20 protein-coding genes and 1 pseudogene are annotated in these 26,086 nt (G+C 47.5%); 17 read left to right on the top strand and 4 right to left on the bottom strand.

What is annotated here, in order from left to right:
- Window positions 1-8 precede the first annotated feature (8 nt).
- The 9 genes from C0Q44_RS18690 (at window position 9) to C0Q44_RS18650 (ending at window position 13,075) form a co-directional block, all read left to right on the top strand.
- Window positions 9-2,453, top strand: a complete 2,445-nt coding sequence (locus C0Q44_RS18690; protein WP_105408772.1) for a molybdopterin cofactor-binding domain-containing protein — start codon at window positions 9-11, stop codon at window positions 2,451-2,453.
- Window positions 2,450-2,968: a (2Fe-2S)-binding protein gene (locus tag C0Q44_RS18685; protein ID WP_105408771.1), complete on the top strand. Its 519-nt coding sequence runs from the start codon at window positions 2,450-2,452 to the stop codon at window positions 2,966-2,968. Before C0Q44_RS18690 ends, C0Q44_RS18685 begins: the two co-directional genes overlap by 4 nt.
- A 404-nt stretch (window positions 2,969-3,372) precedes the next feature.
- The gene (locus tag C0Q44_RS18680) at window positions 3,373-5,952 is read left to right on the top strand and encodes a glycosyl hydrolase (protein ID WP_105408770.1); all 2,580 of its coding nucleotides are present in this window, start codon (window positions 3,373-3,375) and stop codon (window positions 5,950-5,952) included.
- A 253-nt stretch (window positions 5,953-6,205) separates the two neighbouring features.
- Window positions 6,206-6,730, top strand: coding sequence for a spermidine/spermine N(1)-acetyltransferase (gene paiA, locus C0Q44_RS18675; protein WP_105408769.1), 525 nt, complete (start codon window positions 6,206-6,208; stop codon window positions 6,728-6,730).
- A gap of 778 nt (window positions 6,731-7,508) precedes the next feature.
- Window positions 7,509-8,591 (top strand): class II fructose-bisphosphatase, encoded by a 1,083-nt coding sequence (glpX, locus tag C0Q44_RS18670; protein ID WP_105408768.1) that lies wholly within the window; start codon window positions 7,509-7,511, stop codon window positions 8,589-8,591.
- Window positions 8,592-8,825: 234 nt separating this feature from the next.
- Window positions 8,826-9,893 (top strand): LacI family DNA-binding transcriptional regulator, encoded by a 1,068-nt coding sequence (locus tag C0Q44_RS18665; protein ID WP_181151075.1) that lies wholly within the window; start codon window positions 8,826-8,828, stop codon window positions 9,891-9,893.
- A 53-nt stretch (window positions 9,894-9,946) separates the two neighbouring features.
- Window positions 9,947-11,119 (top strand): Gfo/Idh/MocA family protein, encoded by a 1,173-nt coding sequence (locus C0Q44_RS18660; RefSeq protein WP_105408766.1) that lies wholly within the window; start codon window positions 9,947-9,949, stop codon window positions 11,117-11,119.
- Between the two features lie 33 nt (window positions 11,120-11,152).
- Complete coding sequence (locus C0Q44_RS18655) at window positions 11,153-11,878, top strand: ThuA domain-containing protein (protein WP_105408765.1); 726 nt, start codon at window positions 11,153-11,155, stop codon at window positions 11,876-11,878.
- Window positions 11,879-11,968: 90 nt separating this feature from the next.
- A complete protein-coding gene (locus tag C0Q44_RS18650; RefSeq protein WP_105408764.1) occupies window positions 11,969-13,075 on the top strand; it encodes a Gfo/Idh/MocA family protein in 1,107 nt (368 codons plus the stop codon).
- Window positions 13,076-13,175: 100 nt separating this feature from the next.
- Here the strand turns inward: C0Q44_RS18650 and C0Q44_RS18645 are convergent, their stop codons facing one another.
- Together C0Q44_RS18645 and C0Q44_RS18640 are read right to left on the bottom strand one after the other, a co-directional pair.
- Window positions 13,176-13,994, bottom strand: coding sequence for an SPL family radical SAM protein (locus tag C0Q44_RS18645; RefSeq protein ID WP_105408763.1), 819 nt, complete (start codon window positions 13,992-13,994; stop codon window positions 13,176-13,178).
- The gene (locus tag C0Q44_RS18640; RefSeq protein WP_105408762.1) at window positions 13,991-14,575 is read right to left on the bottom strand and encodes a bifunctional transcriptional activator/DNA repair enzyme AdaA; all 585 of its coding nucleotides are present in this window, start codon (window positions 14,573-14,575) and stop codon (window positions 13,991-13,993) included. Before C0Q44_RS18640 ends, C0Q44_RS18645 begins: the two co-directional genes overlap by 4 nt.
- 245 nt (window positions 14,576-14,820) lie before the next feature.
- On the opposite strand from C0Q44_RS18640, the gene C0Q44_RS18635 reads away from it, so the two are divergent.
- A complete protein-coding gene (locus C0Q44_RS18635) occupies window positions 14,821-15,801 on the top strand; it encodes a Gfo/Idh/MocA family protein (RefSeq protein WP_105408761.1) in 981 nt (326 codons plus the stop codon).
- A 78-nt stretch (window positions 15,802-15,879) separates the two neighbouring features.
- Window positions 15,880-16,773: an NAD-dependent epimerase/dehydratase family protein gene (locus C0Q44_RS18630; protein ID WP_105408760.1), complete on the top strand. Its 894-nt coding sequence runs from the start codon at window positions 15,880-15,882 to the stop codon at window positions 16,771-16,773.
- Window positions 16,774-16,986: 213 nt separating this feature from the next.
- Here C0Q44_RS18630 and C0Q44_RS18625 read toward each other — a convergent pair whose 3' ends face one another.
- Complete coding sequence (locus C0Q44_RS18625) at window positions 16,987-18,009, bottom strand: LacI family DNA-binding transcriptional regulator (protein WP_105408759.1); 1,023 nt, start codon at window positions 18,007-18,009, stop codon at window positions 16,987-16,989.
- Window positions 18,010-18,395: 386 nt separating this feature from the next.
- On the opposite strand from C0Q44_RS18625, the pseudogene C0Q44_RS18620 reads away from it, so the two are divergent.
- The 4 genes and pseudogenes from C0Q44_RS18620 to C0Q44_RS18605 all read left to right on the top strand — a co-directional run bounded on the left by C0Q44_RS18620 (window position 18,396) and on the right by C0Q44_RS18605 (window position 22,988).
- Window positions 18,396-20,185, top strand: a pseudogene (locus C0Q44_RS18620) (L-fucose isomerase).
- A gap of 131 nt (window positions 20,186-20,316) precedes the next feature.
- On the top strand, window positions 20,317-21,810 hold the full coding sequence (locus C0Q44_RS18615; protein WP_258166431.1) for a rhamnulokinase: 1,494 nt from the start codon (window positions 20,317-20,319) through the stop codon (window positions 21,808-21,810).
- Window positions 21,811-21,851: 41 nt separating this feature from the next.
- Window positions 21,852-22,514 carry a class II aldolase/adducin family protein gene (locus C0Q44_RS18610; RefSeq protein ID WP_105408758.1) on the top strand — a complete coding sequence of 221 codons (663 nt, stop codon included), beginning with the start codon at window positions 21,852-21,854 and terminating at the stop codon, window positions 22,512-22,514.
- Window positions 22,515-22,640: 126 nt separating this feature from the next.
- Window positions 22,641-22,988 carry a hypothetical protein gene (locus C0Q44_RS18605; RefSeq protein WP_105408757.1) on the top strand — a complete coding sequence of 116 codons (348 nt, stop codon included), beginning with the start codon at window positions 22,641-22,643 and terminating at the stop codon, window positions 22,986-22,988.
- Window positions 22,989-23,171: 183 nt separating this feature from the next.
- Here the strand turns inward: C0Q44_RS18605 and C0Q44_RS18600 are convergent, their stop codons facing one another.
- The gene (locus C0Q44_RS18600) at window positions 23,172-23,798 is read right to left on the bottom strand and encodes an FMN-dependent NADH-azoreductase (protein ID WP_105408756.1); all 627 of its coding nucleotides are present in this window, start codon (window positions 23,796-23,798) and stop codon (window positions 23,172-23,174) included.
- Window positions 23,799-24,067: 269 nt separating this feature from the next.
- Here C0Q44_RS18600 and C0Q44_RS18595 point away from each other — a divergent pair, with 269 nt between their 5' ends.
- Window positions 24,068-25,006 (top strand): DNA-binding transcriptional repressor DeoR, encoded by a 939-nt coding sequence (locus C0Q44_RS18595; RefSeq protein WP_105409301.1) that lies wholly within the window; start codon window positions 24,068-24,070, stop codon window positions 25,004-25,006.
- A gap of 230 nt (window positions 25,007-25,236) precedes the next feature.
- Window positions 25,237-25,911, top strand: coding sequence for a deoxyribose-phosphate aldolase (gene deoC / locus C0Q44_RS18590; protein WP_105408755.1), 675 nt, complete (start codon window positions 25,237-25,239; stop codon window positions 25,909-25,911).
- Window positions 25,912-26,086: the final 175 nt, after the last annotated feature.

Genomic DNA, 26,086 nt, shown 5'->3' with positions numbered 1-26,086 from the left:
GTGAGCGCATGCTGCTGAATCGGGAAAAGAGTGGAAAACGCTGGCACCTGCGGCCGGATGGAGCACCGAAAGTAACAGGTCAGCTTCAATATCTGACGGACATGACACTGCCTGACATGATCCATGGAAGAGTATTGCGGAGCGCATATCCCTATGCTCACATTTTGTCTATAGATATTGCTGAAGCAGAGGGAATGGAAGGTGTATACGCGGTTCTGACCTCAAAAGATGTGCCTGGACTGAACCGTTTTGGCATTGCCATCCCGGATCAGCCTGTGTTCTGCGAGGATGTTGTTCGCTATGTGGGTGACGCCATTGCCGCAGTGGCTGCAGATTCACCTGAACGTGCGGCGCTGGCGCTGGATGCGATCTATGTAGTATACGAGGAACTTATGCCACTACATAGTACCGGTGCTGCTCTGGCTCCGGGTGCTCCCGAATTGCATGAACATGGTCCGGGCAATGTGCTGCATCGTACAGAGATCAAACGAGGAGATGCCGAGCAAGCCTTTGTAACATGTGATCATATCGTGACGGAGACGTACTATACACCTCGTCAGATGCACGCTTATATGGAGACAGAAGGTGGTCTTTTTGTCCCGGATGAAGAAGGGAGACTGAATGTATATGCGGCAACACAACATGGCTACAAGGATCGGATGCAGCTTGCGCGCATTATTGGCTGCCCTGAAGAAGATATTCGGGTAGTGTCTTCACCTATTGGGGGTTCGTTTGGCGGTAAAGATGAATTGAACGTACAGCCTTACGGTGCACTACTTGCCTTGAAATGCGGTCGGCCTGTGAAGATGCACAATTCACGGAAAGAATCCGTGCGTGCAGGGCTGAAACGGCATCCGATGAAGATTGAAATGCAGACTGGCATGAGTCGTGAAGGCATCATACAGGCTCACCGTGTCCGTATTACGGCAGATACCGGAGCGTACGCCACACTTGGTGCACCGGTGCTGAACTTCTGCACCGAGCATTGCCTCGGCCCTTACGCCATTCCTAATGTGGATGTTGAAGGCGTATCTGTATATACGAATAATGGACTGTCGGGAGAGTTTCGCGGATTTGGCGGTAATCAGGCGATTTTTGCTATGGAAGGACAGATGGATCGACTAGCGGATATCATGAACATGAACCCTTGGGAGTTTCGCAGACGCAATATGCGGGAGAAGAATGACCCCGGACCACTGAATCAACGGATTCTGGTTACGGATGGATTATCCCAGGTATGGGAAGCTCTGGATCGGACGGAATTATGGCAAAAACATCTGCATCCACCGGCAGATCATTCCCGGCCTCCTTGGATTAAACGTGGTGTCGGTGCAGCGATCGCCATGCATGGTGCTGGACTGGGTTACGGCATTCCGGATCCGGCTGGAGGCCGGCTGTCCCTAAACGGCGATGGCAAAATTGAGGTGGCGTTCAGCTACGAGGAATTCGGTCAGGGCCTGATTGCAACGCTGGAAATTATGCTCTGTGACCTGTTCCAATGCAGCACAGCAGATCTGAATATTATCATAGGGGACACAGATCGTGTGCCGCACAGCGGGTCGAGTACAGCTTCACGTTCAACGACCATGGCTTGGATGGCCCTTCAGCGCTTGCAAACGCCATTTCGTTCCCGTCTTCTCACGGTTGCGTCAGATCTGTCGGGCATTCCGGCTGATGAACTTGTGACAGGTCCTGATGGTGTATGGCGTAAAGGCCAGCTTCCTGCCGAAACTTCGGATTCAACAACAGCTGCACATGGGGGAGGAGAGAAGGACGTAACGCTGGCGTTGGATGGAGCCGAAGGAAGGGATGTAGCGGAGATCAGTGTTGAAAGTGTATCTTCTCCCTCGACGGAAGTGCCTATCCCTTCAGGCGTTGTGGTTTCCTATGCGGATCTTGTGAAACAAGGAGAAGCCAATGAATGGATCTTTGATACAAAATTTGATTATCCTACTACACCTGACAACGTGGTAGGCGGTCATTTTTTATATACGTATGCAGCGGTTGCAGCAGAGGTGGAGGTGAACACCTTAACCGGGGAAACCAAACTGCTCGACACACGCCATGTTGTGGCGGCAGGACCTGTCATTAATCCGATGGGTTACATCGGACAGATTGAAGGTGGTAGTGTAATGGCACTCGGATTTACGTTAACTGAGGATGCAGTTATGCAAGATAGTCGGTATGTAACAACCAATCTCGACACCTACCTGATTCCAACCATTAAGGATATTCACACCAACTTGGAGGTTGAAGCTATTGAGGACCTGCCGGAAGGCGACGCATTCGGGCCAAGAGGGATCGGTGAGGTTGGGTCCGTAGCCCTTGCTCCGGCCATAACTGCTGCTATTCATCAGGCTACAGGTGTATGGGTTAACCGTCTTCCTGTACCGCGGGAGCAGCTGGTCAAGCCGCTGAATGTATCTTTGCAGGAAGGAGTTAGTCCACTATGAGTAAGCCCATTGGAGACGACTGGATTGCCGTTGTGAACGGGGAGCAGAAGCAACTACAGGTCGCCCAAACGACTCGACTTGTTGATGTACTGCGGACTCATTTGCATCTGACGGGTACGAAGGTATCCTGCGAAGTGGGTCGTTGCGGCGCATGTATGGTCTTGATCAATGGAGAGCCTGTTAATTCCTGTTTGATCATGGCTTATCAATGTGAAGGCAGTGACATTACGACGATCGAAGGTCTACACGGCGAGGCGAAAGGTGACTTGCATCCCATTCAACAGGCTTTTGTAGAGGAAGGTGGCTTCCAGTGCGGTTATTGTACACCAGGCATGGTGATTTCAACCAAGGCTTTACTGGATATCCACCCCATGCCTACGCAAGAACAGATTGAAACAGGGCTGTGCGGGAATCTGTGTCGTTGTACCGGGTACGGTGGTATTATTCGGGCGGTACGTAAGGCAGGGGAACATTGTAAAGTAACGGAAACATCAACCGAAGAAACTGCAAGTTGAGCTCGATACATCTGTTAAAATTAACAATGAATGCTACATGTGAGAATAAGCACATGAAACAGAACATGAAACACCAGATGAAAAGCGGATAAAAAATCATTCGATATGGAATGATTTTTTATCCGCTTTTTTTATCGAGTGACACTGTCCGATACATATCCAATTGCAAGGTAAAATGCAGGAAATAAATCGATCAAAAATAAACCGTTTTCGGTTAAGAGTTATAGCGGTGAGACAATAGGAGGAATAATCTGAAAAGGTAGTGATATAAGAGGTTTTTGAATTTAGGTTGTCCATATATTTACAAATATTGGTGAACATGCTATGTTTTATTTTGAAAGCGCCATCATGAATGGGTTCATTGATATTTCATTATCATATTTCATGTGGAAAGGGAGATGAAAATGAAGAATTTGTTTCAAAGATCAATCGCAATGATGCTGGCATTGATTCTACTGCTTGGATTGATGACAGCGCCCGTTCATGCGAACGCCCCACTATTCACGCTTGAAAGTGAGAACGCTCAGTTAACCTCCGATCTGCAAGTGGTTACTGAAATTTACGGACAGCCCAAGCCAGGATACTCGGGAAGCGGATTTGTCTGGATGCAGAATTCGGGTACGATTACGTTTGACGTAACGGTCCCGGAAACCGGAATGTATGCCATTTCTACCCGTTATATGCAGGAACTTAGTGCAGATGGCAGAATTCAATATATAACGGTTAATGGGGTTAACAAAGGGTCGTATATGCTGCCATACACAACGACGTGGTCCAATTTCAATTTTGGCTTCCATAAGTTGAACAAGGGCAGCAACACGATTCAATTGAAAGCTGGTTGGGGATTCTCTTATTTTGACTCCTTCACAGTGGATTATGCCGATCTTGATCCTTTGGATGTACAGCCGGTTCTTACCGATCCTCAAGCTACACCGGAAACTCAAATTTTGATGAATTACTTAACGGAGGTATACGGAAATAACATCATTTCGGGTCAACAGGAGATATATGGAGGAGGGAATGACGGAGATTCTGAGCTGGAGTTCGAGTGGATCCATGATCTTACCGGAAAGTATCCGGCGATTCGCGGTTTTGATCTTATGAACTATAATCCACTATATGGTTGGGAAGACGGCACGACCGACCGTATGATCGATTGGGTGAATCATCGCGGCGGAATCGCAACAGCTTCGTGGCACATCAATGTACCACGCGATTTTGACACGTATGAACTCGGAGATTTTGTGGATTGGAAAAAAGCCACCTACAAGCCGACAGAGACCAATTTTAATACAGCGAATGCAGTGGTTCCAGGCACCAAAGAATATCAATATGTAATGAAGACCATTGAGGATTTGGCGGAGCAGTTGCAGATTCTGCAGGAAAACGATGTACCCGTCCTATTCCGCCCGTATCATGAAGCCGAAGGCAATGGTGGGCTGAATGGGGAAGGTGCCTGGTTCTGGTGGGCTTCAGCAGGTGCGGAAGTGTACAAAGAGCTGTGGGATCTGATCTATACCGAGCTGACCGAAACGTACGATTTGCACAATCTGATCTGGACGTACAACAGCTATGTCTACAGCACTTCTCCCGCATGGTACCCGGGCGATGATCAGGTGGATCTTGTTGGTTATGATAAGTATAATACGATCTACAACCGCTATGACGGTTTGTCAGGTGTACCTAATGAGGATGCGATTACCTCGATCTTCTATCAGTTGGTTGATCTGACGGACGGTACGAAAATGGTAGCCATGACGGAGAATGATACCATTCCAAGCGTACAGAATCTGAAAGAGGAAAAAGCGGGATGGCTCTACTTCTGCCCTTGGTATGGGGAGCATCTCATGAGTAATGCATTTAATTACCCGTCCACACTGAAAGCGCTCTATAAGAGTGATTATGTCATCACGCTGGATGAGCTGCCGGATCTGAAGGTTAACAACCCCAACCCCAATGCGTCCATCACACCTGCAACTGTTGAATTTGATAAATACACACCGAACCAGAATGATAAATCCGTGACCGTGAATGCGAATGGCAATACGTTAACTGCGCTCCGTGCAGGCAACACTGCGTTGATTGCAACTACGGACTATACGTTGAACGGACATACATTACTTTTGAAAAAAGCTTATCTGGCGACACTGCCGGTTGGTGAACACCAGATTATTTTGGATTTTAATCAGGGTCAGGACCCGATATTAAAAATCAAGATCGTAGACTCAACACCGAGTCCAAATGCTGCAATTTCTCCTGTAAATGCAACATTGGATAAAGCGACGAATCCGTCCCAGGATCTTATTGTCTCCCTGACCTTGAACGGTCGTCAGCTTACGAGCATAACAAAGGGAAGTACGGAGCTTGTATCCGGCCAGGATTATACAGCTTCGAATACCGCTGTCGTTCTGAGACAATCGTATCTTGCTACGTTGCTACTGGGCCAGAACGTGTTAACGTTTCATTTCAATGGTGGAAATAACGCTGTGCTTACAGTGAATGTCGTAGATAGCACGGTTATTGAACCGACCGGGGACTTGACGATTCAGGCATTTAACGGCAATACAAGTACATCGACGAGCGGAATCTCACCCAAGTTTAAAGTGGTTAACTCTGGTGTATCGCCGATCCAGTTAAGTGATGTAAAACTTAGGTATTACTATACCATCGACGGCGAGGAAGCACAGACATTCTGGTCCGATTGGGCGAGTGTCGGGAGTGCAAATGTAACGAGTACATTCGTCAAACTGGCAACTCCGGTTGCCGGGGCTGATTATTATCTTGAATTTGGCTTCACAAGTGCGGCTGGAACGCTGAATACAGGCCAGAGTGCAGAGATTCAAGCGAGGTTCTCCAAAAATAACTGGAGCAACTACAACCAGTCCAACGATTATTCCTTCAGGGCATCCAGTACCCAGTTCACAAATCATGATAAGGTTACAGGGTATATAAACAGTCAATTGGTATGGGGAATAGAGCCTTAAAGAAGAAAGAAGCTGAAAGAGCTGGGTCGTGGAATGATGGGAGCACATTAGAATGACACTGATCCAGCTCTTTCTATTCGTATCATGTACATAGTATAATTCATTTTTTGTTGCAATTGCAACAAAATTAGGTTAAATTCAATGTAACCTTGTACTGTATGTTGCAATAAATATGATCAAGCGCAAACAGGCATACAAAGAGTGAGAGATCGGTTGAACAAATAATGAAGCTATAAAGGAAAGTGATGTATAGATGACGATTCGTATTGAGATGTGCGCTGTTGAGCATGTCCATGAACTGCAAGAGATTAGCTATGAGACATTTAATGAGACGTTCAAAGAACAAAACTCACCCGAAAATATGAAAGCCTACTTAGAGAAGGCATTTCATTCTGAACAATTAGAGCACGAGCTGTCCAATGTAGATTCACAGTTCTTTTTGGTTTATTTGGATGCTACAGTTGCAGGATACCTGAAAGTGAACATTCATGATGCACAGTCGGAGAAGATGGGGCTTGAATTCCTAGAGATCGAGCGAGTGTACATCAGGAAAGAGTTCCAGAACCATGGACTCGGCAAGGTGCTGCTCCATAAAGCTATCGACATTGCAAAAGATTATGGCAAAAAGAAAATCTGGTTAGGGGTTTGGGAGAAAAATGAAAAGGCGATCGCTTTTTATGAAAAAATGGGTTTTGTTCAGATGAGTACCCATGCTTTTTATATGGGGGATGAAGAGCAGATCGATCTGATCATGACCAAAGCAATTTCTCAGGATTAATGATTGGGCTTCGGCCAAATCATGTTATTGCGGAGAAGTATATGAGCCTTTAGGGTTTGTCAAAATGAGTGAAGAAGTAGTAGATGGTGAAATGATATACGTCTACTTCAAATAGGTTAACCCATTTCAGTGACTGTCGGCACACGCCGGCAGTTTTTTTGTGTGGTAATATTTTAATTACATGTAGAATATTTCAATTTAAATAACATAATAATTATTATGTAAACTTACAATTTTCGATAACCTCCATAAGCTACATCTATAGCAGTATGAAATGCTAAAGTCCTGATTAATATATATATTGCGTTAGATCTCAACGCGAAATCAATGAATAACATTACATAAAATTCAAGCGATGAATTCCAATATATGTGTTCAACCGGAAGACTGCATCCCGGAAAGAAAATCGTTTTCGTACATGATCTAATACACAACGAAATTCTCTTGTTATCCATCGTAAAAGGTTTATCCAGTTATGTTAAACGAACCTAGAAGTTATAAAGTCAGGGTCACAGCAACTCCACGTTATACCCTGTAATTTCATAAGATAAAAATGGTAATTTTATTAAACTTCACAAGAGAAATTAAGAGCAAATGACCTGGAAAAACGAGTTGGTAAAAGGAGGTGAAACCGTCCGTTATTGATTTGGTCAATTATTACAATTTATATCAAACCAGCGCCACTGCGCCAATTATAGATCGATTTCATATGGATTTGCGATGGATATTGTACTGCTCTCATTGTATGCTGTGGGAAACTGGAAAGGAAGTGGGGAATATGGAACGCGAACTGGCGTTGGAAATTGTCAGAGTAACAGAATTGGCTGCGTTAGCTTCAGCCCCGTGGATGGGAAGAGGCGACAAGAACAGTGCAGATGAAGCGGCTACTTTGGCCATGCGCGCCATGTTCGATTCCGTGTCTATTCGCGGCACGGTGGTAATCGGTGAAGGAGAAATGGACGAAGCACCCATGCTGTACATCGGCGAGGAAGTGGGCAACGCAGAAGGGCCTGAAGTCGATGTGGCTGTAGATCCGCTGGAAGGTACAGATATTGTGGCTAAAGGACTAAACAACGCTCTATCGGTTATTGCCGTGGCGGGAAAAGGCAACCTGCTCCACGCACCGGACATGTATATGGAGAAATTGGCCGTAGGCCCAGCCCTTGTCGGCAAGGTCAGTATTGAAGATCCAGTTGAAGTTACACTGGAAAAGGCTGCTGCCGCATTAAACAAGAACATCTCGGATCTAACTGTCATGATTCTGGATCGTGTGCGACATGAGAACACAATCAAAACACTACGCAAGGTTGGTGTACGAATCAAGTTCCTCAGTGACGGTGATGTTGCTGGTGCGATGGCACCAGCCTTCCCGGAGGCGGGCATTGATCTGTATGTTGGTTCAGGAGGAGCGCCAGAAGGTGTGCTGGCTGCTGCTGCCCTGTCTTGCCTCGGGGGTGAAATTCAAGGTCGTTTAATGCCTGCCAATGCGGATGAATTCCAGCGCTGCTTGCAGATGGGGATTGATAATCCATACAAAGTATTAACGATGCAGGATATGATCGGTACAGAGGACGTTATTTTTGCCGCAACGGGTGTAACACCTGGAGAAATCCTTGGCGGTGTTCGCTATCTAGCTGATGATCGGGCCGAGACCGATTCAATCGTCATGCGTGCCAAAACCAAAACGATCCGATTTATTCGTTCCCAACATTTCCTGCCTAACAAAGAAGTACTGCACAAAGTAAGACAGCTCCAATCCACGCCAGAGCCTCCGGATCGCATTCCGAGTCAAGTGAAAACGATGGAACAGGCGGAGTACAGTCAATCCTCAGCAGAACGTAGTATACCAACAATGTTATGAACGAGGAGTGAGGCTTCACGTACGAATAGGAGTAACCTCACCGAATTAAACAGATAACAGCTGCACTATAAATAATAAGGAAAGAATGAGGACGGGTCCAACCTGTTCCTCATCTTTTTTTTGTGTCAAAGCATTGACAACGGTTACATGGCATGAGAAAATGTACGCGCGTACATAAATATTATTTTTTAACTACTACAGCATTGAAGGATGCGCTAGAAGGGAGTGACATCCATGGCATCTCGCAGAGAAGTGGCTGATCTTGCGGGTGTTTCCGAAGCAACCGTGTCTCGGGTACTTAATGGGGTAGGACCTATTAAAGAAGAGACCCGACGCAAGGTCCTGGAAGCTTCCGAACAGTTGGGGTATGTGCCCAGCGCACTTGCTCGCAGTTTTGCCAGAAGTAAAAGCGGGAATCTGGGCGTGGTCTTACCCTATGTTCCGAAGGCGCATCTGTTCTCGGCCTATTTGTTCTCGGAAATGCTGAGCGGTATTGGAAGCAAAGCCAGAGACAATGGCATGGACCTGCTGGTCATGTTCAGAACACCGGATGAAGCGATGAATTATACGGATCTCTTCCGGCGGCAGAAAGTGGATGCCTGTATCATCCTGGGCGCCAGACATGATCACGGAGAACTGGCGGCGATGCAGCAGCTGTATCAGGAAGGGCACCCGTTCTGTGTAATGAATCAGCACTTTGAAGGAGAATCGTTCACGGAAGTGGATGCCGATCATGTAGAAGGAAGCAGACTTGCCATACGCCATTTTACCGATCAGGGGTATCGCAAGATCGCCTTTGTCAATGGACCGGACAGCTATTCCAACAGCCAGGAGCGAATGGAAGGTGTCCGTCTGGGCCTGCAAGAAGCGGGCATGGAACTGGACCCTGGCCTGTTGCTTGAGGGGAATTACAGCAGGCGAAGCGGGATTGAGGCGTCAGCAATTATAGCGGAACGATTGCATGAGATTGATGCGGTATTTGCGGCCAATGACCGGATGGCGATTGGAGTCATGCATGGTTTGCGCGAGCGGGGCATTCGTGTTGAGGATTTTCCGGCTTTTGTCGGGTATGACGATTCCGATGCCGCCGAGATGGCGGTCCCGCCGCTGAGCAGCGTCAGGGTTCCTTTTTTTGAAATGGGTGAACTCGCTGTATCGAAGCTGATGCATGGGTCAGTTGATGGGGCGGATACAGCAGATACAACAGACGAAGCCAGTGACTCCAAAGTAATCCGATCCGAATCTATAAGAGCCTTGTTACCTACCGAACTAATCATTCGTGCTTCTTCTACCCGTCAATAGTTAAATGGTGCACATATTGAAAAGCTATTTATATTCCAAAGGAGGAAATGACCATGTCAAATCGTCTTCGTGTCGGAATGGTTGGATACAAGTTTATGGGGAAGGCCCACAGTAACGCCTATCGCAGTCTGCCGATGTTTTTCCCGTCTGCTCCGCTACAGCCGGAGATGTCCGTAATCTGCGGAAGGAATGAGCAGGGCGTTCAGGAGGCGGCTAACCAGTTCGGTTGGTCCGAAAGTGTAACCGATTGGCGCGAGCTGGTGAAGCGGGATGATATTGATCTGATTGATATTAATGCGCCGAGTAATGCTCATAAGGAAATTGCGCTGGAGGCAGCCCGTCAGGGCAAACATCTGTTCTGTGAGAAACCACTCGCCTTGTCACTTGCGGATTCACGCGAGATGCTTCAGGCAGCAGAAGAAGCCGGCGTTGCCCATATGGTCGGGTTCAATTATCGCTTCTCTCCTGCAGTGCAGTTAGCCAAGGAATTGGTGGAAAGCGGACGATTGGGTAAAATCTATCATTTCCGCGCGTTCTTCCTGCAGGACTGGATTATGGACCCATCGTTTCCACTCGTATGGCGTTTGCAAAAAGAAGTGGCTGGTTCCGGTTCTCATGGCGACCTGGGCGCACACTTGATTGATCTGGCTCGTTTCCTCGTTGGAGAGTTCCAGGAAGTGATTGGCATGAGCGAAACGTTCATCAAAGAACGCCCGCTTGCTTCCGAGATGACCGGACTGAGTGCAAAAGGCAGTTCCCATGCGGATGCACCCAAAGGGGAAGTCACCGTCGATGATGCCACGCTGTTCCTGGCCCGATTCGCAGGAGGTGCACTGGGCAGCTTCGAGGCAACACGTTTTGCAGCCGGACACCGCAGTACGAACTCGTTTGAGATTAACGGTAGTCTCGGCAGTGTACGTTTTGATTTTGAACGGATGAATGAACTGGAAGTGTATTTCACCAAGGATGAAGAGGATGTGCAGGGTTTCCGCCGTGTACTGGCAACTGATCCGGCGCACAAATATGCAGAGGCCTGGTGGCCAGCCGGACATACGATTGGGTTCGAGCATACGTTCACCCATGAAATGCTGGAGCTGATGACAGCCATCTCCGAAGGAAGACAGCCGTCACCAAGTTTCCATGACGGGGTTGAATGTCAGGCTGTGCTTGAAGCCGTGGAACGTTCGGTAACGGAGCGGCGCTGGGTATCAATCGAAGAGATGTAACATCACTATAACTTGAGAGCGAGTGATTAAACGATGAGTAAAGCACTAATTGTATGGGGTGGCTGGGATGGACATGAACCGGAGCAGGTAGCAGCGATTTTTGAGCGTATTTTGAAGGAAGAACAGTTCGAAGTTGAAGTCTCCAATACGTTGGAATCCTATGCGGATGCTGAGAAGCTGCTGGATTTGGATCTGATCGTTCCACTATGGACGATGGGGCAGATTGAACAGGAACTGGTCAATAACGTGTCGGCTGCCGTTCAGAGCGGCGTAGGTCTGGCAGGTATTCATGGCGGCATGTGTGATGCCTTCCGTAACAATGTTGACTGGCAGTTTATGACGGGTGGACAATGGGTTGCGCATCCAGGTAACGATGGAGTGGAGTATATGGTGAACATGAAACGTGGTTCAAGTCCGTTACTCGATCATATTGAGGATTTTCAGGTGAAAAGTGAACAGTACTACTTGCACGTAGACCCTGCCGTGGAAGTACTGGCAACGACTCGTTTTCCGGTAGTGTCAGGTCCGCATGCAGCGAATGGTCCCGTAGATATGCCTGTGGTCTGGACGAAGCGCTGGGGTGCTGGACGGGTATTCTACAACTCGCTGGGGCACCATGCAGACATCGTGGATATGAAGCCGGTAACTGAAATGATGCGCAGTGGCTTCAAATGGACAGCAGCAGGCAAACAGCTGGCGAAGAGCCGCGCTGGTGCGGTAACCGAGGTATACACAGGCATGGCAGATAACCAGAATTAATGGTTTTGCAGACGCAAACCATATGTATATCATGTCAGTTTCATTATTAATCCAAATTACACTTTGATTTACGGCGAAGGGAGCCCAGGCATGAAAACAATGAAAGTAGGTATTATTGGCTGCGGTAAGATCAGTGGCATATATATGGAGAACTGTCATCGCTTCGAGGTGCTGGAGCTTGTTGCTGTTGCAGATCTCGACCGGAAACGTGCAGAGGAGCAGGCCGCGGCCTATAACGTGCCTAACGTATATAGTGTCGACGAAATCTTGGCCGATCCCGAAATTGAGCTGATCATCAATCTGACGATTCCTTCCGTTCATGCGGATGTATGCTTGCGGGCACTTGAATCGGGCAAACATGTCTATGTGGAAAAACCTCTCGCTGTTACGCGTGAGGAAGGGCAGGCTGTGCTCGAAACAGCAAAGCGTAAAGGACTGCTTGTGGGCTGCGCGCCAGAAACATTCTTCGGCTCAGGCATTCAGACGTCACTTAAACTCGTTGAAGATGGTGTAATCGGTAAACCGGTGGCAGCTACTGCTTTTATGATGAGCCGTGGTCATGAGCACTGGCATCCCGATCCAGAATTTTATTATGCCTCTGGCGGCGGGCCTATGTTTGACATGGGTCCATATTACCTCACGGCACTGGTCCAACTGATGGGACCGATTAAGTCTATTGCAGGTATGACAGGTAAAGCTATGGAAGAGCGAACCATCACCAGTGAGAAAAAGAGAGGACAGACAGTTTCTGTCGATATTCCAACGCATGTAACGGGTCTGTTGCAGTTTGAACAGGGAGCGATTGGTACGCTGATTATGAGCTTTGATGTCTTTGGCGGAAGTGCTCTGCCACCCATTGAGATCTATGGCACACACGGCACATTACAGGTGCCTGATCCGAATACCTTCGGCGGTCCGGTTCGCTACCGTTTGCTGGGTGAACATGAATGGACAGAAGTTCCGCTGCTCCCGGGGTATCAGGAGAATACACGTGGTATCGGTGTGGCAGATATGGCCTATGCAGCCCACAGCGGACGTGCACATCGGGCAAGTGGCGAACTGGCTTATCATGTACTTGAGGCGATGTGGGCATTCCACGATTCTTCGGATGAACAGACATTCTATCCCATGAAAAGTACTTGTCAGCGTCCAACTGCCTTGCCGGCGGATCTGCCATTATACACACTTGATCAATAATAGCTTACGGATATCTTATGGTATGACGAATAGCCCCTCTTCCTTCAGACAAGGAAAAGGGGCTGTTTTTATTATTCATGATCGATCACCAGAATGTGATTCAAGGTTCAAATCCTTCCTGACTGATCCAGATCTCATTATCGGCAAAATAGTCTTTCATCCGCTCTACCACCATCTGATGTGCATCTGGATGATACCAGTGATCCATCTCCACTTGCTGATAGAGCGACTCCATTCCCAGCCGCCGGGTTCGCTTGCCTTCGCTGCCATCGCCCATGAAGTAATCGTCAATGCATACACGCTGAACCAACGGTCTTAACGTGGCTGCGAACTGTTCACTGCTGGGTAACACGGGAGCAATGGCTACTTGTGTGGGAATTCCGGCATCCCGCAATTGTTCGAGTGCTCGTAGACGCGCGGCAATGGGAGGAGCAGAAGGCGTGAAATGCTTGCGCATATCGTCCAGATCGGTCTCCACCGTCATGCTGACCCGGACCCGATCCCCTAACTGCTGTAACAGATCCATATCCCGTGTCACAAGTGGACTGCGGGTTTGGACCAATACGAAATCCGGTGGATATTGCAGCATGGTCTCCAGTAATGAACGCGTGATACGCTCTTTATATTCGGCGGGTTGATACGGATCGGTACTCGATGACATGAACAGGGTGACCTTGCCTTTCAACCGGGCGCGCTGCATTTCTTTGGCAAAGACGGTAGACGCCTGCTGTTTCACATCAACCCAGCTTCCCCAATCCTCCTTGCGAAAGAGGGAGACGGGCATCTGCCTAACGTAACAATAAGAGCAACCGAAGGCGCAACCAGTGTACGGATTCAGCGTATGGGTATATCCATTAAGGAACCCCGTTCCTTTGTTCAATAACATTTTGGGTACTTTGTAAGCAAGATTGATCTTCATGAATTGTCATGCCTTTCACGGTAATGTGCAGGTGTGAGACCTGTGTGTTTGCGAAATACAGTAATGAAATACGCCGGATTGGGTATTCCAACTCCACGACCTATCTCGGTGACGGTAAGTGTGGTATTTTCGAGCAACTTTCGAGCTTCGGTGATTCGTTTATCCTGAATATATTGAACAGGCGTGCGGCCTGTAATCCGCTTGAACACCCGATGAAGATGATAAGGGCTACCATGACTCGCCGTGGCAAGAACTTCCAGGGTGAGCGACTCGGCATAATGATGTTCAATGTAATCTGTGATCCCGTGAATCCACTCCTGATCTGGAACCCGTTCGCCTGTTGGTTTGCACCGTTTACATGGTCTGAATTGTCGGGCTAACGCTTCTTCAACCTGTTGAAATATCAGAACATTCTCGTATTTGGGTACTCTGGACTTGCAGGAAGGTCGGCAAAAGATACTCGTTGTCTGCACGCCGTAATAGAATTTCCCATCATAAGAACTATCGTTGTGGACAATGGCTTGCCAGTGTTGTTCCTCTATTGCTCCGGGCAGTTTACGCTCTTGATCTGGATGTTCCATGGTGATCACCTCATCTCTAATTATACCCCTGATTGCAAGTGATGGACGATATTTCAGATTAAAAAGCAAGATACCAATACCTCGGATGAAGCACTTTCCTTCAATCTGAATGAAATATGAGCTACAATGTACTAGGGCGTGTCTTAAATCTCAATAAAGGGCATCTTTCACCGCCTTTTCGCCCCCTGCTGTTGAATAATAGACAGATGTCCCATGAAATTTATTAGATGAAAGAGGTAGGTAGCATGGTTCGTTTTGGCGTAGTGGGTACCAACTGGATTACAGAAAGGCTTCTTGAATCCGCAACACAGGTTGAAGGATTTGATTTGACGGCAGTGTTTTCAAGAACTGAAGATAAAGCTAACGCATTTGCAGATAAATATAATGTGGAACATCGGTTCACTGATCTGAAAGGTATGGCGACAAGTGATGCGATTGATGCAGTGTACATTGCGACACCGAATACGATTCATGCGGAACAGGCAGAACTTTTTCTGAAAAATGGTAAACATGTTCTATGCGAGAAGCCTCTGGCTGCGAATAGCGTGGAAGTGCGGAGCATGATCGACACAGCACAGGAACATCAGGTTCTGCTCATGGAAGCGATGAAGTCCACCCTTGTTCCCCAGTTCAAAATGGTGCAAGCAAATCTGCACAAAATTGGTCCTGTCCGTAAATATGTTGCGGGATACTCCCAATACTCTTCACGTTACGACAAGTACAAGGAAGGGATTGTCTTGAATGCGTTCAAGCCTGAACTTGCCAATGGTGCGTTAATGGATCTCGGCGTGTATTGTCTCTATCCTCTGATCACACTCTTTGGTGCACCGAACCGGGTTCAGTCCCAAGCGATGATGCTGGAATCAGGCGTGGATGGACAAGGCAGCGTGCTCCTGGATTATGATGAGATGGATGCGGTCGTTACATATTCCAAAATCTCCAACTCTCATGTCCCTAGCGAAATTATGGGGGAGCGCGGAAGTATCATCATTGACAAGATTGGTTCACCTGAACATGCAGAGATACGATACAATGACGGTACAGTGGAACAACTTGCAGTCGAGCAGATGCATCCGTCGATGTATTATGAAGTAGAGGAATTCGTGAATCTGGTTCAGCAGGGTAAACTGGAATCTGACACGAACACGTATGAACGCTCCTATGTTACCATGCAGGTCATGGATCAGATCCGCAAACAGATAGGGCTTGTGTTCCCTAACGATTAATTACAGGAATAGTAAACATCTCAATATTATGTTTGAATAGGAAGAATGAACACCAGAAACAGGGTAGGAGGTTTTTCGATGAATAAAGTGCTTATACTTGGGGGTACGCGTTTCTTCGGCAAACGTCTGGTTGATCACTTGCTGTGGGAAGGGAAGTCAGAGATCACAGTCGCTACGCGCGGTAAAACGGAAGCTGATTTCGGACCCGAAGTGAATCGAATCAAGATGGATCGTGAAGATCCGGAATCTCTGGCAGAGGTTGCCCGGACAGACATGTGGGATGTCGTGTACGATAACATCTGTTATTCGCCGGATGCGGCGAAAGCGGCATGTGAAGCTTTTGCAGGGCGAACCAAAAGATACGTTCTGACATCTACACTCTCTGTGTACGGTGATCCCCAACCTGGATTTGCGGAAGGCGACTTCGATCCGTATACCTATCCTTTGCAATACGGAAGTCATGAGGATTTCTCGTATGGAGAAGGTAAACGGCTTGCGGAGGCTGTATTTTTCCAGGAAGCCAATTTCCCGGTTGTGGCGATGCGGATTCCAATTGTACTCGGGATGGATGACTATACGAGAAGACTTCACTTTCATATTGAACATGTGCAAAAAGGTAAACCGATCGGCATGCCGAATCCGGATGCGGAGATTGGATTTATTAATTCCACCGAAGCTGCGAGATTTCTCGCTTGGCTGGGGCATTCGTCCATTACGGGTCCGGTGAATGCTGCTTCCAAAGGTGCGATTACGTTGTCTGCCATGATGCATCTGATCGAGACCGTCACGGGCATGCAATCCCAGATCCTCACCGAAACTGTCAAAGAGGACATGTCACCCTTCGGGATTGAACAATCCTGGACGATGAACACGTCCAAGGCAGAACAAGCGGGATATACGTTTGAGGCTCTGATGGACTGGTTCCCGGGCCTCGTTCGTGAGGTGGCTCTTGCATTACAGTCGGAGCGCTAGAAGGATCAGATCGAATATGAAACGAAATGTACGGAATGTACGAAATGTATGAAATGCACGAATCAACCGATCGATCATTTCAGCGAATGAACATCAAACAGGGTGCAACCAGAGAGTTATCTCCGGTGCATCCTGTTTATGTTGTTCATGTTCATTTTAGGAATCTCAACGGGTACCTAATCCACTCTAGTCAAGTCTAAACTAATCTGGAACTTAACTCTTTTCTTGCTCCCGTGGAGCAGAGGCAGAGGCACGTATGCGAAGTTCTGACGGCAGAATGACCGTTTGGGCTTCGGGTGATGCCTTGCCTTCAATGCGGTCAATCAGCATGTGCACCCCCCGATGTCCAAAGTCATATGCGGGCTGTGCAGCAACAGTCAGGAAAGGATCAAAGGCAGAAGCCAGATCCAGGTCGTCGAAACAAACGACAGAGATGTCTTCAGGCACACGCAACCCCCGTTTACGCAAAAGCCGAATGACTCCGATGGCCAGCATATTGTTGGCTGCAAAAATGGCTGTGGGTTGCTCCGATTGAGAGAGAAGTCGATCCAGTCCCTCTTCATCGCTGAAATCCCGGTACCCGGTTCGAAGTACAAGTTCGGGATCGGCACTCAATTCAGCTTCATGCAAAGCATCCATATAACCTTCCTCTCGCAGTCTGGCGGTAGAGACCTCCGAAGAACCATTGACCAGTGCAATCCGGCGGTGTCCCAGCTTCACCAGATATCGGATGAGTTCAATCGCACCTTCACGGCTATCTCCGGCAATAACATCAGACGTGATGCCAGGCACGGTCCGGTCCAGAAATACAAACGGAATGTGGCGTTCCTGTAACTGTTGCAGATGATGGAGAGAACGGTCTCCTGCAGGGGCAAAGAGTACACCATCCACGCGTGTAGACAGGATCGCATCCACGTAGTCTTTCTCCTTGTTATAATTCTCGTCACTGTTGCCGAATAAGAGACGGTAGCCGCGAAGATGGGCTGCATCTTCAGCGCCACGGGCCAGTGTGGTATAGAAGGGGTTGGTAATATCCGTAATGAGCAAAGACAACATCTGCGTTCGCTGGAGCACAAGGCTTCGTGCATTGGAGTTCGGAATGTAGCCGAGTTCGTCAATGACCTGCTGTACACGTTCCCGAGTGGCTAAACTTATGCGGCCTGTGTGATTAATAACCTTGGAGACGGTCATAGCGGAGACGTTAGCTTTTTTGGCAATATCATAAATGGTAATCAATGGAATCTAACCTTTCCGCAACATAGTCTTACCATTCTATAGGATAATGCCAATTGACAGCAAGATAGGCTCGTGATATGTTAGGGTTACCGATAACCCTAATGTTGTTAACGTTTAAATTATTTAAACCATTGCGCTCCATTCGCTTATTACATGGTCGATGAATGAAATGGTTTATTGACATTTCTTTATTTGTAAACGCATTCAATACTACAGAGTACTCTCTCAGGACACTCCGTAATCTGTTTAATGGATAACATGTCTTGCCCGCCACACCTTGGGTATCGGCCATATTGCTGTCATTAACTCATTCCCATCTTTGCTCACGGATCAGACAGAAGTTCATATCTAATTCCATGAAACAAATTAAAGGAGGACGCGCTAGTATGACACATCAGGATTACCGATATAAGCAGGCTTTCCCCAAGATTGGTATTCGTCCCACAATTGACGGAAGACGTAAAGGCGTTCGGGAGTCCCTGGAAGAGCAAACGATGCGGATGGCGACATCTGTTGCTGAACTGCTCGCATCCGAACTTCGTTATCCTGACGGATCTGCCGTAGAGTGTGTTGTTGCTGAGACCTGTATTGGCGGAGTAGCCGAAGCGGCAGCCGCAGCAGAACTATTCAGTCGTTCCAATGTGGGCGTATCGATCACCGTTACTCCATGCTGGTGTTACGGTACGGAAACGATGGACATGTCACCATCCATGCCTACGGCGATCTGGGGTTTTAACGGGACTGAACGTCCGGGTGCCGTATATCTGGCAGCTGTACTCTCTGCACATGCACAGAAGGGAATTCCGGCCTTTGGAATTTATGGCGAGGATGTGCAGGATGGTGGCGATACAACGATTCCGGAAGATGTACGTGAGAAATTACTTCGGTTCAGTCGTGCTGGTCTTGCCGCTGCAACGATGAAGGGCCGGGCCTATCTATCCATCGGTTCGGTATCCATGGGTATTGCCGGCTCAATCGTGAACGACTCTTTTTTCCAAGAGTATCTGGGCATGCGAAATGAATATGTGGATATGAGCGAATTGACTCGCCGGATCGAAGAAGAAATCTATGATCCCGAGGAATACAAGCTGGCGCTGGCCTGGGTTAAGGAGAATTGTAGTCAAGGCCCGGATAATAATCCAACCCATTTACAGACAGACCGCAAACGAAAAGATTATGAATGGGAAACGGTAGTGAAAATGACCCAGATCGTACGTGACCTGATGGCAGGCAATCCAAAGCTCGCGCAGCTCGGATTCGAGGAAGAGTCGATGGGTCATCATGCGATTGTATCTGGATTTCAGGGACAACGGCAATGGACGGATCATGCACCGAACGGAGATTTTCTGGAATCGATGCTGAATTCCTCGTTTGACTGGAATGGCAAACGCGCGCCTTATCTCGTGGCAACCGAGAATGATAGCCTGAATGGCGTATCCATGTTGTTCGGTTCTCTCCTGACGCATACCGCGCAGATCTTCGCTGATGTACGGACGTATTGGAGCCCGGGTTCTGTCCAGCGGGTTACAGGTCATTCGTTGGAGGGGCATGCGAAAGACGGCATCTTACATCTGATCAACTCCGGTTCTGCGGCATTGGATGGAACAGGACAGCAGTCAAGGGATGGAGAACCTGTACTCAAACCATTCTGGGAGATCTCTGATGAGGAAGTGCAGGAGTGTCTGAAAGGAACTTCATGGAGACCGGCATCCGTAGAATATTTCCGTGGGGAGGGTACTCGGCCGATTTCCTCACCAAAGGCGGCATGCCTGTCACGATGACTCGACTGAATCTGGTCAAGGGGCTGGGTCCAGTTCTGCAAATAGCTCAAGGTTACACCGTAGATCTGCCTGAACAAGTGCATGATACGTTGGATCAACGGACCGATCCGACGTGGCCTTCCACCTGGTTTGCCCCTGTACTTACGGGAACGGGTGCATTCACTTCGGTCTACGAGGTCATGAATCAATGGGGAGCGAATCATGGCTCGATCTCTTATGGACATATCGGTGCTGATCTGATCACGCTGGCATCCATGCTTCGTATCCCTGTGAATATGCATAATGTACCTGGTACTGAGATTTTCCGTCCGCGTGCATGGGGATTATTCGGCACAAGTGAGCCAGAGAGTGCAGACTACCGTGCTTGCAGCGTGTTAGGCCCGTTGTATCGTTAAACCTAAGCTAATATCCATTCCTGTCAAACGCCATGTGCCTTGTGAAATGAGGTAACATGGCGTTCTCTTGAAAGCTGTGTTCAGAACTTGAATATGGCTTATCGCGCAGAGTTAAGGAGGCTTGAAAGAATGTGCAATTTGGCAACACATGTGCTGGCTGCCGATTACGGTGCCGGAAGCGGCCGGGTCGTTCGGGGGCTTTTGACGGGAACAGGCTTGATTTGCAGGAAATCCATCGGTTCGCTAATGATCCCGTACAGTTGGGAGACGGACTGTATTGGGATTTTCTGCGTCTGTTCCATGAACTTAAACAGGGAATTGTGAAAGGAACTCAGGGCAACTCGTATACGATCCGTTCCATTGCAATAGATACGTGGGGAGTGGACTATGGACTTGTGGATGGTGAGGGTAGATTATGTCGTAACCCGCACCATTATCGGGATTCACGCCATGCGAGGTACATGGAAGAAGCCCTTCATATGGTGAATGAAACCGAATTATATTCCATGTCCGGTGTTCTGCCACAGCAGATTAATACCGTATTTCAACTGCTGGGCAGTGTGCGAGAAAGCGCAGAGATGATTAAATCGGATACACGTATGTTATTCATGCCTGACTTGTTTCATTATTATCTGTCCGGTCAGCAGGCTTGCGAATACACGATTGCGAGTACCAGCGGACTGTTACATGCCGGAAAGCCTCAATGGAATGAGCAATTAATCAGCCGACTTGGCATACCCGAAACGTTGTTTCCCCCAATCGTACAATCGGGTACTGTACTGGGGCAGTTCAGTGACGCTATAGTCACGGAGCTGCGAACCGGCCCCATGCAGGTCGTATCGGTCGGTTCGCATGATACAGCATCGGCGCTCGCGGCTATTCCGGTAACGGATCCCGATTTTGCTTTTATCAGCTGCGGTACATGGTCCCTTATGGGGGTTGAACGGGAATTCCCTGTATTGAACGACCGAAGCCGTGAGCTGGGGTTCACGAATGAAGGAACGGTCAGTGGTCACATACGAACGTTGAAAAATCGTTCAGGTCTGTGGCTGCTACAGGAATGCAAGCGACAATGGGAAAGGGAGAATCAACCCTTCTCCCATGAAGAATTGGTACGGTTGGCTGACGCGGCAACGTCGCATCAATGTTTCGTCATGCCCGGTGATGAGGTGTACTTGCCACCAGGGAATATGCCTGAACGAATCCGTCAGCAGTGTAAAACCAGCGGACAGAATGTGCCAGATACCAACGGAGCGGTTGTGCGTTGCATTCTGGAAAGTTTGGCACTGGAGTTTCGGCAGACATTGGATGAACTTGAATGGATAACAGGTGTAAGGCCACCTGTCATTCATATGGTCGGTGGCGGTGTGCACAATCGACTGCTCTGCCAATTTACAGCTAATGCAGCCGGAGTTCCAGTGATTGCAGGACCAGCCGAGGCAACTTCTGCTGGTAATTGCATGCTGCAATATATAGCGCATGGTGAAGTGAGCAATTTGTCCGAAGTGCGGGAGGTTATGGCGGCGTCCTTTGCCACCAAGAAGTATATGCCCGAAGATACAGATCAATGGCAGGAAGCCTATGGGACGTATCAACAGCTGAATCCAATGGTAGCAAAGCATTAAAGCACCTTAAACATAAAACGCAGTAAGGAGTGGTGAGGGACATGTCTGAACAGCAAGTAAGAGAAGAATTAACGAAATACGCTCGCAGAGCGGTTGCCCAAGGGCTTGTGGTGGGTCCTGGTGGTAATCTCAGCGCTCGCTCCGGGGGAACGATGCTGCTGTCTCCAAGTGGTTACGCACTGGAAGATCTGGAACCGGACGAGTGGATCGCTATTGATATTGAGACAGGGGAGACACGTGCAGGATCAACGCGGCCTTCTTCCGAAGTACTGATGCATCTGTATTGCTATCGAGTGAACCCTGACATTCAGGCCATTGTGCACACGCATCCGGCCTACACCATCGCACTTAGTCTTGTTTTTGATACGTTGCCACATCTGTTCCCGGATCAGTCAGCACTTGTAGGGGATATTGGATTCGTCCCATATGTTCTGCCCACAACGAAGCTTCTTGCGGATGCAGTGGCAGGCAAGGTAGAAGAACATACAGCACTCATTCTCGTTAATCACGGATTGGTCACGACAGGTAAGAATCTGCGTGAGGCCTATTACCGAACTCAAGTCGTAGAGGAAAGCGCCAAGGTATACATGATCGCGAAGGCAGCGGGAGAACCCAAAATCCTTACGGCAGAGGAATACAAGGGAATTCAGTCTCTTGAAAGTGAAGCTTATCGTGTGCAGTTATTGCAGCAACTCAAGTCTTGATCTACTTTTCGTCAAAACATGACATGAGACTCGAAAAAACACGATATTTTTCTCGACAACTATTGCATAACCTGAAATACCGAGTATAATACTGGGTAAATAGATAAAAAGGGGATGCAATAAACGATGAAAACACATGCTGAATTAAACTCACTTCTTGTTGACGATTATCTGGATCTCCTGAACATAGCTAAACAGCTGGGCGATGAGGATTGGAAAGAGGCTATCCTGCAGGCTTTGAAGGAAGAAGTCGATGCGAATCATCATCTGGATTCAACAGAGGTAAGACAGGATCTATGGAGTCAATTTGAAGGTATTAATGAACAGATGCACGATCTGTTAATGCAATTGAAGCATACCGACAATCCAGAGGCGAAAGAGCAGATTATTGAAATGATCTGGGGATTGAAAGTGGACCGTCATGCCATTACACGTAAACTTGAGACCATGAGCCGTGCCAGTGCAGGACATTAAATAACGGCTCAAAGGTTGACTATACAACGATAACCCGCATGTTCACCTGGGAAATAACCTGGGTCGCATGCGGGTTTTATTTATTTATATTTACAAATAAGTTGAACTAATCAATTACAGAACAACGTGGAGGACAAAAAGTAAAAAAAGAAGCGTTCGCCTAAAAGCTAATATATCCCTTTGTCAAAACTGCTCGGCAAAAGTACGTGCCTCTTCAATAGCTTGTTGCTTGATCTCATCCGCGCGATCTTTGTACTGGTTATGTCCTTCAACAAAAATACCTTCAAGCTTGGGTACACCAAGGAAAGACATAATAATGCCTAGATATCGGTGTCCCGATTCCATCTGAGCCGCAGGACCTTCGGAATATATGCCGCCACGAGCTTGAATGTGCAATGCCTTTTTGTCAGACAGTAGTCCGACAGGACCTTGCTCGGTATAACGGAATGTTTTGCCGGCTACGCAGATGGAGTCTATATATGCCTTCAGAATTGGGGGGAACGAGAAATTCCACATCGGTGTTACAAAGACATATTTATCGGCGGAGGCAAACTGATCGGATAGTTCATTCAAACGACTTACTTTGTTCTGTTCTTCAACAGTCAGATCACTGCCCGATTGCAGTTTGCCCCATCCACTGAAGACATCCGTATCAATATGAGGAATATCCGAGCGATACAGATCCAGGTGAACGATCTCATCGGAGGGATGATTTTCACGATAAGCATCAACAAAAGCTTTACCTGTAGCCATGCTATAGGAGGTTTCATGATCATGAGGATGGGCAGTAATATACAATAGGGTAGACATACATTTCTTCCTCTCTGGGTTAGTAATAGGGTAAAACGATGTTGGCAATAATGAAGCAACCGCGTTAGTATGTATCATTTCTCCTGTCTTATATACGCCAGCAGGTATCCAATTCAACAAAAGTGCAACAACGGATTTTAGTGGTATATAGTGAACAGATACGCAATCCATGTATAATATACAGGACGAGAATCGCCGCTAATGTAAGGGCTTAGAACGCATGTTATTATCCAACATAATAGGGATGAGTGAGATGAGCGCATATGAGTATGGACCTGGAGAAACAACGATTAAGTATTGAAGCAGCTAAATTGTATTATCAGTCCGATTACAGCCAGCAGGATATTGCCTCCCGATTGGGCGTTTCACGTCCAACGGTATCGCGATTACTTCAGTACGCCAAGGATCGTGGATATGTCCGAATTGAAATTATGGACCCGCTGGAGGATATCGATATCATTGCCGGAGAACTCAAATCCAAATATGATCTCGATACAGCACTTGTATGTTTTGCACCTCTGAAGAGTGATGAGGAAATACAGAAACATATTAGCAAAAGAGCAGCAGACTATCTGCAGGAAACGGTTCAGGATGCAGATATCATCGGGGTGACCTGGGGAACAACAATGCATGCCGTAGCACGTCAGCTTCGTCCCAAGCAAGTTAAAGGTGTCGAAGTCGTGCAATTGAAGGGGGGCGTAAGCCATTCCCATGTCAATACGTATGCGGCTGAGATTGTACATTTGTTCGCAGAAGCCTTCCATACGGTACCGAGGTATCTGCCGCTGCCCGTCATTTTCGACAATATTGAAGTGAAGAAGATGGTCGAAGCAGACCGACATATCGGAAGAATTGTGGAACTTGGCCGGCAGGCCAATATTGCTTTATTTACCGTTGGAACAGTGAAGGAAGATGCATTATTGTTCAGGTTGGGGTATTTTAATGAAGAAGAGCAACAATTACTGATGAAATCAGGTGCAGGGGACATCTGTTCACGTTTTTTTGATGCCGAAGGACAGCTGATCAGTGAAGAAATCAATAGTCGAACTGTTGGAATTGACCTTGCTGAATTGCGAAATAAGGAGAAATCCATTCTTGTCGCTGGTGGACAACGCAAAATTGAAGCGATACATGCTGCGCTCAAAGGACATTACGCGAATATTCTGGTGACGGACCAGTACACAGCACAGGCATTACTCCGTTTCTAACCTGGAATGAATGACAACATCTGCCACTAGAAAAGGGCGGATGTTTTGCTTTGTTAGGCAGAAAATATAACGAAGCAAAAACGACCAGTGGATCACTATTGTTCGGTTTTGAACACTTTCGAGGTAGTGAAGGCCACATTACGGCGTGAACAAAAGTTCAATTTGATTTTTACATATGTTCATGTTAGTCTATGGATATGAATTATAGATCAGATAAGGGAGAGATTTGAATGACTACACCACAATTAGCCAAAATGATTGATCATACGTTGCTTCGTGCGGATGCAACGCATAGTGAAATGACGAAACTGACTGAAGAAGCGAAGCAATATCAATTTGCTTCTGTCTGTGTTAACCCGGGTTGGGTTTCATATGCGGCAGAGCAGCTTCAAGGAAGCGGCGTTGATATCTGTACTGTCATTGGTTTTCCACTGGGTGCTTCCACTTCCGAAACAAAATCATTCGAGACCAAAGATGCAATCGCCAAAGGTGCAACTGAAGTCGATACGGTAATCAACATCAGTGCGCTCAAAGACGGTAATGATGATTTCGTGGAGCAGGACATTCGTGTTGTTGTTGAAGCGGCGGCAGGCAAAGCATTGGTGAAAGTTATTATCGAAACTTGTCTGCTTACGGATGATGAGAAGGTACGTGCATGTCAAGCAGCAGTGAGAGCTGGAGCTGATTTTGTTAAAACTTCTACAGGATTCTCCACTGGTGGAGCAACGCCGGAAGATATCGCTTTGATGCGCCGTACGGTAGGTCCGGATGTGGGTGTTAAAGCTTCCGGAGGCGTTCGTAGCCTGGAAGATATGGAGAAAATGATTGCAGCAGGTGCAACTCGGATTGGCGCAAGTTCCGGTGTGAAAATCATGCAGGGCGGACAGTCAACTTCTACTTACTAAGTTTGATTAAGCTATACAACCAGTTCTCTGAGTCCTGGCATCTAGCCGGGCTCAGAGAACCGGTTTAACAGTAATATATTTTAAAACCGGAATTTATTGTAAGCGCTTCATATGTTTTCTGAAAGATCATGTTTTTAGAATGCAGGAGCACCCTTTGAGCTGAATTCCACATCCG

It is taken from the genome of Paenibacillus sp. PCH8, assembly GCF_002968835.1.
Classification (GTDB): domain Bacteria; phylum Bacillota; class Bacilli; order Paenibacillales; family Paenibacillaceae; genus Paenibacillus.
Note: the sequence above shows the minus strand (reverse complement) of the source record. Positions and strands in the feature narration are given on the sequence as shown.